A 12,865-nucleotide genomic window follows, 5' to 3' on the forward strand; every position below is an offset into this window, starting at 1 on the left:
CGCCCGACCACCACCCCCCAATGAGAAGCTCCGCTTCCCAGTACCCTCGGGCCATGTCCCGTCGATCGCTGCACAATCCCGCGCCCGAAGCCGCCACCCTGCGGTCCCGTCTCGACCGGGCAGGCAAGGCCGCCGCCGATGCCGGAGCCGACGCGCTGCTCATCGCTCCCGGGTCGGACCTCCGCTACCTCGTGGGCCAGGCGGGCGGGTCGTTCGAGAGGTTGACGACGCTCGTCGTGCCCGCAAGCGACACGCCGCCCGCACTCGTGGTGCCGAAGCTCGAACTGCCGGGCTACTCCGACGTGCCGACCGACGACCTCGGGATCGACGTCATCACCTGGGTCGACGGCGACGACCCCTACCGCCTGGTCGCCGACCGGGTCGGCAAGGCAGCGCGCGTGGCCGTGAGCGACATGATGGCGGCCCTGCACGTGCTCGGCGTGCGGGGCGCGGTACCCGACGCGGAACAGATGCTGGCCGGCCCGGTGCTGCGTGAACTGCGAATGCGCAAGGACGCCGCCGAGATCGCCGCGCTGCGCGAGGCGGGCGCCGCGATCGACCGGGTGCACGCGCGCATGGGCGAATGGCTGCGGCCGGGACGCACCGAGGCGGAGGTGGGCGCCGACATCACCGCCGCCATCGTCGAGGAGGGTCACACCGCGGCCGACTTCGTCATCGTCGGCTCCGGGCCCAACGGCGCCAGCCCGCACCACGACGTCTCCGACCGAGTCATCGAAGCGGGCGATGTGGTGGTCGTCGACATCGGCGGCCCGATCCCCGAGGGCTACAACTCCGACTGCACCCGCACCTACGCCGTCGGCGAGCCGAAGGGCGCAGACGTGGCGGAGACGTACGCGGTGCTGCAGCGCGCCCAGCAGGCCGCCGTGGACGCCGTGCGGCCCGGCGTGAGCGCCGCGTCCGTCGACGCCGCGGCACGCGACATCATCGCCGACGCCGGTTTCGGCGACCGGTTCATCCACCGCACCGGGCACGGCATCGGCCTGGACGTGCACGAGGAGCCCTACATCGTCGCCGGCAACGACCTGCCGCTCGAGGAGGGCATGGCCTTCAGCGTCGAGCCGGGCATCTACACCGCAGGGCACTGGGGAGCGCGGATCGAGGACATCGTCGTGGTGACCGGCGAGGGCGTCGAACCGCTGAACTCGCGCCCGCACGAGCTCGTCGTGCTCGACTCATGACGGCCTCCGGAAGCGGAGGCACTCCCGCGGTCCCCGGTCTGGAGCCGCTCGACAAGGCGATCGTGGCCGAACTGTCGGCCGACGGCAGGCGCAGCTTCACCGATCTCGCCGAGCGGGTGGGCCTGTCGGTGTCCGCGGTGCACCAGCGGGTGCGCAGGCTCGAACAACGCGGCGTCATCCGTGGCTACACGGCCAAACTCGACGGTGAGCAGATCGGACTTCCGCTCACCGCGCTGATCTCCCTGACGCCGAACGATCCGGCTGCCCCCGACGACTATCCGCAGCGGCTGGAACACATCCCGGAGATCGAGTCGTGCTACTCGGTGGCCGGCGACGAGTCCTACATCCTGTTGGTGCGGGTGCCGTCGCCGTTGGGTCTGGAAGATCTGCTGCGGCGGATCCGCGAGGTCGCGAAGGTCTCCACGCGGACCACGGTGGTGCTGTCGACGCCGTTCGAAGGCCGTTCCCCGACACTGTGAGTGCCTGACCCGCCGTCCCCGACGTGCTCGACCGGGCCCCTGCCGATCCGGGTCGGCTCGGCTCAGCGCCGGCCGTGCTCGGCGACCGACGGGGCCGCGTGGAGGTTGTCGTCGTCGCCCTTGAGGCAGACGGCGGACTCGGCGTCGGAGGACAGGAACTCGCTCATGCAGCGGGCGAACTGCCGATGCCCGTTCGCGTTGGGGTGGAAGGATTCCTGGATCGCGTGCGAGGCACGGTCGGCGTCCTTGAGGTCGTCCCAGCGGACCGTGAAGCGGGTGAACCATTCGGAGTTCTTGTCCGCCCCGCCGCTGCACGCCTCGTGGCCGAGGGCCGCGCGCGACAGGTCGAGGAACCGTGCGTCCACTTCGGACGCCGCGCGGGACAGTCCTTCGGCCAGATCCGGCGCACCCGTGTTGCGAACCCAGCGCAGATCGGCCTTGCGGAACGGGCAACCGTCCAGATTGCGCAGTGATTCGGGCATGTCCGGCCCGATCGGGGAGGCGTACGACTGCAGCACCAGTTCGTAGTCGTCCTCGTCGTAGCCCGCACGGTCGAGGACGGTGCGGATGTCCTCGAGCACCTCGGCGACCTTCGGTACCACCGCGTCGACCCGTTCCTCCCAGTCCACCTTGATCCGCTCGTTGCACGGCGCGGACTCGTCGGAGAACCAGGAGGTGAAACACTGCGAGATGAGGCGGGAGAACTGGGGCTCGTCGTTCGCACCGATGCCCACCACGACCGCCGCCACACGATGGTCCTTCACGAGCTCGGCCAGCTGCTGTGCCTGCGACGGTTCCGTCCACTGTTTCTCGTCGCCCAGCCTGAGGTGTTTCGACGCCGCGCCCGAGCATGCCAGGTTGACGTGCTCGGTCACGCCGCTCAGCTCGATGTGGTTGACCATCGCGTTGGGAGAGCGGTGACACCAGTTGCCGTTGCGCCCGTCGGTGTCGGCCGTGTAGTCACCGGCCCCCTCGCCGGAGATCGTGCTGTCGCCCATGGACACGACGGTCAACGGTCCGCGCCCCGGCGGGCCCGGCCGTTCCGGCGACGGGGGTTCGGAGGACGTCAGCACGACCACGGCGACGAGGAGGCAGACCCCGGCCAACGCGAACGCACCGAGCCACCAGCGGGATGTGGGCATCACGGCGGATTCTACGGGATTCGGGCTTCCGGAATCGCCGGGCTGTGCGCGGAATCCCGGCGTGCCGGTGCTCGTGCCGTGGGCCCGTGGGGCTGCGCCGAAATCTCCCGCACGGGAGGGGACACGCCGGCCGTGGTGGGGGATCTGGCAGGGAACGCGGCGGTCACCGTGGGGAGGTCGTGGACCGGTTGGCGGCCGAGAGTTCGAGCACGCCGTCGCTGAGGTCGATGCGCCGATCGGCAACCTGGTGTACCGCGTCGTCGTGGGTGGCCACGAGCACGGCTCCGCCGCCGACGGCGTGGTCACGCAACATGTCGAGCACGACGGGTGTCGTGCCGGTGTCCAGATGCGCCGTCGGCTCGTCGGCGATCAGCACGGCCGGTCGCGGGGAGACGGCACGGGCGAGCGCGACCCGCTGCTGCTGGCCAAACGACAGCTCACCAGGACGGCGGTCGGCCACCGCACCGAGCTGAACCCGGGACAGGAGCGCCTCCGCGGTAGCTGCGGCCTCCGAGGCCGGTACGCCGCCGAGCACCAACGGCAACGCGACGTTCTCGGCTGCGGTCAGCTCCGGGGTGAGGCCGAGAGACTGTGGTACGACCGCGCACGTGCGCCACGGCAGGTCCTGCGTCACGCGGTCGCCGCCGATGTGCACCGTGCCCGAGTCCGGGCGGTCGAATCCGCACAGGACGGCCACCAGTGCGCTCTTGCCCGAGCCGGAACGTCCGGCGAGCGTGACGAACTCACCCGGTTCCACCGTCAGGTCGACCCCACGCAACACCTCGACGTCGCCGCCCGGGTGGGGGAACACCCGACGCAGGCCGGCCGCGCGGAGCGTCGCGGGCCCGACGGGGGCGTGCTCACCGGGTGTCATCGGAGGGCACCTCCTCCACCGTCTCCACCGCCGCCACCGTCGTCTGGGCACCCGTTTCCACTACGCCGTCGTGCAACCGCACCACTGGCGAGCCGACGGCGATCAACGCCGGGTCGTGCGAGGTGACCACCACCGTGAGTCCCCGTCGTTCGAGGTCCCGCACGACCGCGATGACCGACTCGGCCGACGCCTTGTCCAACTGCGACGTCGGCTCGTCGGCCAACACGATGTCGGTGCGACGCGCCAGCACGCAGCCGAACGCCAATCGTTGTTGCTGACCTCCCGACAGCACACCGATCCGCCAGGACGTCGTCCCGTCGAGGCCGAGTTCGGCGAGAATCTCCTCGGGGACACAGTCCTGACCGGCCGACTCGGCCGCCGCACGCAGATTCTCGCCCACCGACAACGCGGGGAGCAGGTTGTCGACCGGGTTCTGGAAGACGAGGCCGAGACGTCGTCGTAGCAGCGTCCGCCGCATCCGGGCATCGATCCGGTCCACGTCGGTGCCGTCGAACTCGACCGACCCCGCCGTGAGTGGTTCGACGAGCCCGAGCACGCGCAACAATGTGGACTTCCCCGAACCGGACGGCCCGGCCAGGACCGTCATCGCGGCGTGCGGAATGTCGATCGTGACGTCCCGAATGCCCGTCGCCGTGCCCGTGGGGGTCACGTAGTCGACGCCGGCCGACCGCAGCCGGAAGGCCGGGCGGTCGGCGGCAGCGGGGCGAGGCGGTTCAGACACGGAGCAGCTCCGCGGGGACAGCGGCACGCGCCGACCGTACCGCGAACCACGCGGTCGCCGTGACGACGAGAGCGGTTCCGACCAGTGTCAGGACGACCAGCGGCGCCGGATTGGGCAGGTGGGCCACCGGCGATAGCCACCGGACCGGGTCGAAGCGCGGCACCGCAATCGCCGCGACGGTGACCCCGCAGACGAGGCCGACGAAGGCCGCCACGCCGCCGACGCCACCGAGTTCGGCCAGGTGACTGCGCAGCAGTCCGCTTCTGCGCATGCCCATCCGCACGAGCAACGAGGCGGCGAGCGCGTTCTGCCTCCGCCGCGTCTCGGTCGCCACCACGACGGTCATGACCGCGACCACGGCGAGCACCACGCCGAGGAGGGTGACGAACGAGAACGTCCACTCGACCACCCGGAAGGGCAACGCGTCGAACACCGCGTCCCTGGTCTCCGGGTTGGGGTGCGCCAACCCGGCATCGCGTAGTGGTGCGACGAGCGCGTCGAGCGGTCCCGTCGACAGGAGTGTCCACCGGGTCACGGCTTCGACCTGCTCGCCGGACAGCGCGGTGCGGGACACGACGTAGCCGGGATCGTCGGTGAGGAGCGGAAACGCCTCGACGTCGGCGATCGCCCGCAGCGGTGTATCCCCGACGTCGGGTGCGGGACCGGACGGCCCGCCGACCCGGATGGCGGGAAGCTCGCCGTCCACGGGCGCGTCCATGCGGGTGAAGAGCGTCCGCAGGTGGTTCTCGTCGAGCCCGCTCGTCCACGCGACCCCGAGGAACGTTGCCGGGTCGACGACGGCCACGCGTGGATCGGTGCCCGTGGAGTTGATGCGGCCGACCAGTGTGGTGCCCTCGCGCACGCCGTCGGGGACGGGAACCTCGCCGACGGCGACCGCGTGTTGCACGTCCACAGCGGACTCCGCTCCGACGTACATGCCGGTCTTGTCGGCCAGGGCGGACCGCTGGGCCGTCGAGACCGCGCTGCCGACGGCGAGTGTCCCGACGGCAAGCACGCTGATCACCAGGACACCCACCACCGGGCCGGGAGTGGCGGCGAGCCTGCGCAGCGCCAACTGCAGGGCGGGCCGCGACCACCACCGGACCCGGTGCGAGAGTCGCAGCGCCAACACGGCAAGCCGGGCCGTGACGATGCCGACGGTCAGCACCACGGCCACCGGATACGACAGCGCGAGCGGATCCACCTGAGGCAGCGGGTCTCCGGTGGCTGACGTGCCACCGTAGTCGGCCAGCCGCAGCCATCCGATGAGCGCCACGGCGGCGGTGCCCAGCTCCCACGGGACGTAGGCGAGCAGACCGCGGGCACTCGGTGCACGGCCCCGTGCGGGTTCCGGCCGGCGGAACTCCCGGCGTGCGCGCGTCGTGACGACCGCGCCCACCGACAGCGCCGACACCACCGTCGCGGCGACCCCGCAGGCCGCCGCGACGGCGATGCCGCCGCCGTCGACCGGGCCCGCAGGCCCGTATGCGGGAAGTGCCCACCACGCGGCCACGACTCCCAGCGCTCCACCGAACAAGATCGGTGCTCCGAGTTCGGCCAGAGCCAATCCGCCGACCGCGGCCGGACGATGACCGCGGGTGAGGTGCAGGCGCACCTGCCGGTGGCGTCGCTGGTACCACTGCAGGCCGAGGACCGCCGCGCCTGTGCACCCGATCAGCACGGCCAGGACGGCCAGGGGAGCGATCGACAGTCCCACGTTCGCCCGCGCCTGGTGTGCCAGCTCCACCGACCGCGCGAACGGAGTGGAGCCGTGGGTCAGCGCGCCGTGCCCGTCGTCTCGGAGCGTCTGTTCGACGTCGGCGATGAGCGCGTCGGCTCGCCGGAGTCGGTCGGTGGCTTCGGCGAGCGTGGACGGCGGTGGCGTGCGGAACGTGACGGTGAGGCGTTCGAGCTCGCTGAAGGGGCGCGTCGCGGTGTCGAAGGACGCACGGTCGGTCGCGAACAGTACCGGGCCGGTGAGCGTGTCCACGAGCCGGTTGGGCATCGACAGGTCCCGCACCGAACACCACGGTCCCGGCGCAGGCAGGTGCAGGTCGCGGTAGATGCCCGTGGTGGGCGGCAACAGCCCTTCGTGCCCGCGGGTGCCCAGCGGAATGCCTTCGGCGTCGGCGAGCTCGGTCCCCATCCACAGGCCGGGTGAGGCGTTGCCGCGCAGCAGCTCGAGATCGCCGGTTCCGCCGGTGCGGTAGCCGACCCGGAAGTCGAACTTCTCGCCGCCGAACTCGGCGTTCCCGACCGGTGTGAACATGCTGACCACCGGCGCGCCGAAACCGTGTCGCGAGGCGCGGTCACGGACGACGTCAATCACGGTTTGCGCGTCACGCGGATCCACCGACGGCGAGGTGAACACGGGACCGTACTGGTCCTCGCACACGCTCCCGTGTCGTTCGGTGAGCGCGGCGCCGGCGGCCGCCTGGGCGTGCAGCGGGGTGGCGGTCGCCAGGAAGGACGTCAACAACGCCGTGACGGCGGCAACCACGACCACGAGCGGACTGGACATGGCGGCCCGCGGAGCCCTCCGCCATGCCAGGGCGAGCCGGAAGCGGCGTGACCGCCGCACCTTGCGCATGCAGCGGGACTGTACTGCGCGCGACGGGCGTCGGTACGCGATTCGTCGGAAACGCCCCGGACAGCGATCAGGACGGGCGAGGGCCGCCGGGCTGGTCACGCGACGAGAACCCGTCCGGCCAGGCCCCGGCGCGCTGTGGCCGAGGGCGATCTCGGTGCCCAGGCCGTCCGCGGCGATGCTCCTCAGCTGGTCGGTTCGTGCGCGGTGTTCTTGGTGCGCCCGGTGTGCTCGATGCGGTTGCCGAGACCGTCGAGTTCGGCGCGGGTGTCGGCGTCGAGGTGCACGTCGACCGCACGGAGGTTCTGTTCGAGGTGGGCTGGCTTGGTGGTGCCGGGGATCAGCAGGGTCTGCGGCGCATGGCCGAGCAACCAGGCCAGGCCCACCTGCGCGGGACTCGCGTCCGTGCGTTCCGCAGCGGCGAGTACGGCCGGGTGGGCCGTCACACCGGAACCGAGCGGGAAGAACGGCACCCAGGCGATGTTCCGGGCACGGCACTCGTCGAGCACCGGCGCGTCGGTGCGGTCGAGCAGGTTGTAGTGGTTCTGCACGCAGGCGATTCCGACCGGGAGTGCCTGCCGGAGTTGCGCGCGGGTCACGTTGCTCAGTCCGATGTGGCCGATCGTGCCCGCCTGGCGCAGATCCGCGAGCGCGGCGAGTTGGTCGTCCAGGTCGACGACCTGGTCACCACTGGCCCGGATGCCGGGTCCGCCGCCGTCGAGACGGCGCAGGTTCACGAGGTCGATCCGGTCGACACCCAGACTGCGCAGATTCGCCTCGACCTCGGCGCGTAGCTGCTCCGGACGCTGGGCCGGGGCCAATCCGTACTCGGCGGCGGGTTCGTGAGTGGCGCCGACTTTGCTCGCGATCAGCACGCCGTCTCGCTGCTGCGCGAGCGCGCTGCCGATCGCCTCGTTGACGGCGCCTGCGCCGTAGAAGTGGGCGGTGTCAACGTGATCGACGCCGAGTTCCACGGCGCGGCGCAGAAGGGCGATCGCCTCCTGCCGCGGAACGTGCTCCAGTTGCATCGCGCCGTAACCGACTCGGTGCACGCGCCGGTCGCCGAGCAGTCCTCGCACGTCGGCGTCGGCTTCGGGCGGCGTGTTGGCGGTGTCGGTGGGCTTGGTGGGCTTGGTGGGCATCGCGCTGACCTCCCACTAGTCTGGGACATAGACGGAGGATCCTCCGCCTATGAGTCACGGTACACCGAAAACGGAGGACCCTCCAGATATGTCGGGCGACGGTCAGGGACGGGAGCGCGCGGACGCGCGGCGGAACCGCGGGCGGATCGTCGAAGCGGCGCTGGCGGCGTTGAGCGATTCGCAGGGCACGGCGTCGCTGGAGTCGATCGCGCGCCGTGCAGGCGTCGGCATCGGGACCCTGTACCGGCACTTTCCGTCCAGGGAGGCGCTGATCGAGGCGGTGTACCGCGACGAACTGGGACAGCTGTGCGATGCCGCGGGCGAGCTCGCCGCCACGTTGCCTCCCGAACGAGCGCTGCGCACGTGGATGGGCCGCTACGCCGACTTCGTCGCGACCAAGCACGGAATGGCCGAGGCGTTGCGAGAGGTGATCGCCTCGGGGGCCGTCACGTCCGACGACACGCGCAGACGGCTCGGCGAGGCGGTCCGGGGGATGCTCGACGCAGGGGCGGAAAGCGGCCGCCTGCGCGGCGACGTGCCCGCAGAGGACGTTGTCGCACAGATGGCCGGGGTGCTGCTGGCGTGCCAGCGACCGGATCAACGTCCGCAGGTCGATCGACTGCTGGACCTGCTGATCGACGGCCTCAGCCCTGACCGCAGCCCCGACCGAGCCGCACACACGGACGAGCACCGGGCGAACTGAACACGATTCCGGATGGGGCGGTGCCGCCGGCGTCGCGGTGTGGGGCGGGCCCGCGCACCGGCGGCACCGGGATCAGCTCGCCGTGGGGGTGCGTGCGGGCACGTCGCCGTTGAGTTCGGCGTCGATCTCCTCGAGCGTACGGCCCCGGGTCTCGGGCAGCTTCCGGTGCAGGAACAGCAGCCCGAGGCCGCCGAGCACCGCGTACAGCCAGAACAGTCCGCTCGGCGACAGTGCGTTGATCGTGGTCAGCACCGTGACCGAGATCAGCAGGTTCAGGATCCAGTGGGTCGCCAGCCCCGCGCTGCCTGCTTTTCCGCGCACCTCTGTCGGGAACACCTCGCTGTTGACCAGCCACATCGCCAGACCCAGGCTCGCCGAGAAGGACGCCTGGTAGACCATGAGGAACGTCAGCAGCACGCCCGCCCAGATCCCGTCGAGATCGGTGAAGGCGTAGACCGCGCCGATCACCACGAGCGAGAGCACGACCAGTCCTGTCCCGCCGAGGACCAACGGCCGCCTGCCGATGCGGTCGACCAGGAGTAGGCCGACGAGCGTGAAGCCGACGTTGGCCACACCGAGACCGACCGACGACAGAATCGCGGCCGAGTCTCCGAATCCGGAGCCGGTCAGCAGCGTCGGGGTGTAGTACGTGACGGCGTTGACGCCCACGAGCTGGTTCGTCGCCGCGACACCGACGCCGAGGATGATTCCCGGCCGGAACCGCGAGGAGAGCAGATCGCGGAAGGTGTAGGTCTTCTCGGCACGCATGGCCGCCGTGATCTCCGCGATCTCGTCGTCGACGGCCTGCGCGGACCGGCTGCGCAACAACAGCGCTCGGGCCTCGCCGTCCCGCCCCTGGGACAGCAGCCATCGCGGACTCTCCGGCAGCAGCGGCAGGGCCACGAGCATCACGAGTGCGGGGACGGCGGCGACCGCCAGCATCCAACGCCAGGCCTGCGAGTCCGACAGGACATAGCCGGTGATGTACGAGATCAGGATGCCGGAGGAGATCATGAGCTGGTTCACCGACACGAGCCGGCCACGCAGATGGGCCGGCGCGATCTCCGCGATGTAGGCGGGCACAGCCACCGACGCGGCACCGATCGCCAGACCCAGCAGAATGCGGGCCAACAGCAGGACAACCATCGAGGCGGCGAGGCCGGAGGCGATCGCACCTGCGAGGAACAGCACGGCGACAGCCAGGAGCGTGCGCCGCCTGCCGATCCGGTCCATGATCGCGCCGCCCGCCGCGACGCCGATGATGGCGCCGACCAGCAGCGAGGCGACCACGAACTCCTTCGCCTGATCGCTGAGGTCGAACTCCGGGCCGATATACAGCAGTGCCGCCGAAATGATGCCGGTGTCGTAACCGAACAGAAGGCCGCCGAATGCCGCGATCACCGTCGCACCCGCGCCCGCGCTCTTGCGTGGACGCGCGCTCCCGACGACAGCGCTGTCGTTCATCTCCTCGACTCCCGTTGTCTCGTGAGTGTCTCGTGACCTGTGTCCTAATCGCGCGGCGATCCGCAGATCCCAACCCTTCCCGAGGAGAGGGCGGGCCGCAGGTGCCGTGCCGTGTCGGCACAGTAGACGTGCCTATGTCACCGATGTCAAGACAGTACACGTCACCGGTGTCATAACCTCATAACGGCGACTCGCCGGCAGAGTGGCACGCCGGGGCGTCCGGAATCGATACACTGCCCGGCGAAGCCGACACACCGGCAGCGCCTCCTCGTCGAAAGGATTCCCGCGATCCCATGACCACGATGCGAGATGTCGCCGCGCTCGCCGGAGTGAGTGCGAAGACGGTGTCGCGGGTGTTCAACAACGACGAGCACGTGTTGCCCGAGACCCGCGCGCGGGTCGAACTGGCCATGCGCGAGCTGAGCTACGTGCCGAACGCGGTGGCCACGACGTTCCGGAACGGACGTGCACCGGTGGTGGGGGTCGTCGTTCCGGACCTGCTCGATCCGTTCTTCGCGGCCGTCGCCGAGTCCGTCAACCAGGTGGCGGTCGAACATGGGATGTCCACGATGGTCACCACGATCGGCGACGACGCCCGGCAGGAGGGGACCCTGGTCGGCCGGTTGCTCAGCCAGTCGCTGAGCGGGCTGGTGATCGCTCCGGTCGCCACCGACAACGCGTATCTGGCGCGGTGGGCCGAGAAACTGCCCATCGTGTTCGTCGACCGCGCACCGAGCGGCGTGTCGGCCGACGCGTTCCTCGAGGACGACGAGGGTGGTGCGCGGATGGGCGTGGAGCACCTGCTCGCGCGGGGTCATCGGCGGATCGCGTTCGTCGCCGACCTTTCGGACGTGCCCACCGGCCGCAGCCGGTTGCGTGGCTACCGTGCGGCATTGTCCGAGCACGGCATTGATCGCGACGAGACCTACGAGATGTTCGGGGTGCTCGACCGCGAGAGCGCAGCCGACGCGGTGGCGCGACTGGCTGCACTGCCCGAACCGCCGACGGCGATCTTCTCCTCGAACGCTCGCAGTACGATGGCTCTGGTCCCGGTGCTGCGCCGCCAGCCCCACGCCGTCGTCGGCTTCGGCGACTTCCCGATGGCCGACATGGTGACGCCGGCGATGACGGTGATCGACCAGGATCCGGCACTGCTCGGCGACCACGCCGCGCGGCGGGTGTTCGACAGGCTGGAGCATCCGAAGCGGCGCTTCCGCAGACGCACCGTGCTTCCGGTGCGGCTCATCGAACGTGAATCCTGCAAGGTGGCCCCACCGACACAGTGAGCCGGTCCAGGCCGTCGACCACTGCGTCTGCACCGGCCAGGTCCTCGGCCGGCACGGTTCCCAGCACCCCGACGACACCGCAGCCGGCCGCGCGTGCGGCGGCGACCCCAGCCGGGGCGTCCTCCATCACCAGGCACCGTTCGGGTGCGACACCCAGCCGCGCCGCGGCACGCAGGTAGGGCTCGGGATCGGGCTTTCCGGCGTGGACGTCGTCCGCGGTGACGAACACCGGCGGCGGCTCGATACCCACCGCGGCCAGGCGTGCGCGTGCGATGGAGGAAGTTCCCGACGTCACGAACGCATACCGGTCGAAGGGGAGGGTATCGACGAGTTCGCGTGCCCCCGGTACCGGTTCGACGGTGGCCGCATCCTCGACCTCGAGCTGTTCGATCCGCCGCACCCCGTCGGCGACGTCGCCGGCTGGGACGAGCCGTTCCAGGAGTGCCCGTGCGGGGCGGCCGTGGTTCTTCGCCACCGGCGCCGAGGGGAGGCCGAGTTCCGCACCGAAGCGGTCCCACGACCGCAGCACCGAGGCCGTCGAATCGGCGAGCACTCCGTCCACATCGAACAGCACGGCATCGTAGTCGCGTCCGAAAACGACGGCCCTGCTGTCGACGGGAATCCGATGACCGAGCGCGCGGCGCGCCCGGAACCGCTGCTGCTCGGGAGTCAACTGGGCCTCGATCGCGATGTGCGGCACCCGCGGAACCGGCGGCGGAGAGTCCGCGGGCCGGTGGGTGTCGCGTGCCGCGCCACGCTCGGCGCGGCGACGTGCAAGCAGTGCAGGGTCGCCGGCGAGGTGCACCATGTGGACGTCCGCACCTGACAGCTCGTCGATGAGCTCCTGCCATTCCGGACCACCCGACAGTTCCGCGGTGAACGGGGCGACGAGCACGGCCTGGCCACAGGTCGATGCCACATCGGCCGCCGTGGCGCGCAACGCAGCGTAGCGGGCGGCGCGGATGGTGTCGGCGTGCGGCGGGGCGAGCCAGTGCGTGCGCAACACCGGACCGTGGAGTCGGTCGAGCAGCGTCGAGGTGAGGGTGTCGAGGTCCAGCAGCGGCGCGCCGAGTTCGGTCGCGAGACTCCGTCCGAGGGTCGTCTTCCCGCTCCCCGCCGGACCCGCGACGGCGATCACGAGCGGCCGGGTGGTTTGACAACGCGACGTCATGCTCCCGATGATAGCCGTCGTAAGTCACCGGTGTCATGGGCTGTCATGTCACCGGAGTCATGAGACGTGGGAAGGG

Annotated in this window: 11 protein-coding genes; 4 read left to right on the top strand and 7 right to left on the bottom strand. The window is 70.8% G+C overall.

Annotated features, from left to right (window positions below; all coding sequences use genetic code 11):
* The first annotated feature begins 53 nt into the window (after positions 1-53).
* Together IF64_RS0114920 and IF64_RS0114925 are read left to right on the top strand one after the other, a co-directional pair.
* Positions 54-1,199, top strand: coding sequence for a M24 family metallopeptidase (locus IF64_RS0114920; protein ID WP_030532719.1), 1,146 nt, complete (start codon positions 54-56; stop codon positions 1,197-1,199).
* Positions 1,196-1,678 carry an Lrp/AsnC family transcriptional regulator gene (locus IF64_RS0114925; RefSeq protein WP_048808377.1) on the top strand — a complete coding sequence of 161 codons (483 nt, stop codon included), beginning with the start codon at positions 1,196-1,198 and terminating at the stop codon, positions 1,676-1,678. Before IF64_RS0114920 ends, IF64_RS0114925 begins: the two co-directional genes overlap by 4 nt.
* A gap of 62 nt (positions 1,679-1,740) precedes the next feature.
* Here IF64_RS0114925 and IF64_RS0114930 read toward each other — a convergent pair whose 3' ends face one another.
* From IF64_RS0114930 to IF64_RS0114950, 5 genes are all read right to left on the bottom strand, one after another.
* Positions 1,741-2,820, bottom strand: coding sequence for a GDSL-type esterase/lipase family protein (locus IF64_RS0114930; RefSeq protein WP_030532721.1), 1,080 nt, complete (start codon positions 2,818-2,820; stop codon positions 1,741-1,743).
* Positions 2,821-2,983: 163 nt separating this feature from the next.
* Entirely contained in the window at positions 2,984-3,694 is a 711-nt protein-coding gene (locus IF64_RS0114935) for an ABC transporter ATP-binding protein (RefSeq protein WP_051757868.1), read from the bottom strand.
* Positions 3,681-4,436 carry an ABC transporter ATP-binding protein gene (locus IF64_RS0114940; protein WP_051757869.1) on the bottom strand — a complete coding sequence of 252 codons (756 nt, stop codon included), beginning with the start codon at positions 4,434-4,436 and terminating at the stop codon, positions 3,681-3,683. The genes IF64_RS0114935 and IF64_RS0114940 overlap by 14 nt, the downstream gene beginning before the upstream one ends.
* Entirely contained in the window at positions 4,429-7,026 is a 2,598-nt protein-coding gene (locus IF64_RS0114945; protein WP_051757870.1) for an ABC transporter permease, read from the bottom strand. Before IF64_RS0114945 ends, IF64_RS0114940 begins: the two co-directional genes overlap by 8 nt.
* Before the next feature lie 182 nt (positions 7,027-7,208).
* Complete coding sequence (locus tag IF64_RS0114950; RefSeq protein WP_051757871.1) at positions 7,209-8,165, bottom strand: aldo/keto reductase; 957 nt, start codon at positions 8,163-8,165, stop codon at positions 7,209-7,211.
* Positions 8,166-8,253: 88 nt separating this feature from the next.
* Here IF64_RS0114950 and IF64_RS0114955 point away from each other — a divergent pair, with 88 nt between their 5' ends.
* The gene (locus IF64_RS0114955) at positions 8,254-8,868 is read left to right on the top strand and encodes a TetR/AcrR family transcriptional regulator (protein WP_030532726.1); all 615 of its coding nucleotides are present in this window, start codon (positions 8,254-8,256) and stop codon (positions 8,866-8,868) included.
* A 72-nt stretch (positions 8,869-8,940) separates the two neighbouring features.
* Here the strand turns inward: IF64_RS0114955 and IF64_RS0114960 are convergent, their stop codons facing one another.
* A complete protein-coding gene (locus IF64_RS0114960) occupies positions 8,941-10,332 on the bottom strand; it encodes a sugar porter family MFS transporter (protein ID WP_030532727.1) in 1,392 nt (463 codons plus the stop codon).
* A 293-nt stretch (positions 10,333-10,625) separates the two neighbouring features.
* On the opposite strand from IF64_RS0114960, the gene IF64_RS0114965 reads away from it, so the two are divergent.
* Positions 10,626-11,618 carry a LacI family DNA-binding transcriptional regulator gene (locus IF64_RS0114965; RefSeq protein ID WP_030532728.1) on the top strand — a complete coding sequence of 331 codons (993 nt, stop codon included), beginning with the start codon at positions 10,626-10,628 and terminating at the stop codon, positions 11,616-11,618.
* Here the strand turns inward: IF64_RS0114965 and IF64_RS0114970 are convergent.
* Positions 11,575-12,789 (bottom strand): HAD-IA family hydrolase, encoded by a 1,215-nt coding sequence (locus IF64_RS0114970; protein ID WP_211252585.1) that lies wholly within the window; start codon positions 12,787-12,789, stop codon positions 11,575-11,577. The genes IF64_RS0114965 and IF64_RS0114970 overlap by 44 nt on opposite strands.
* Positions 12,790-12,865: the final 76 nt, after the last annotated feature.

The sequence above is a fragment of the Prauserella rugosa genome (assembly GCF_000719975.1).
GTDB lineage: Bacteria > Actinomycetota > Actinomycetes > Mycobacteriales > Pseudonocardiaceae > Prauserella > Prauserella rugosa.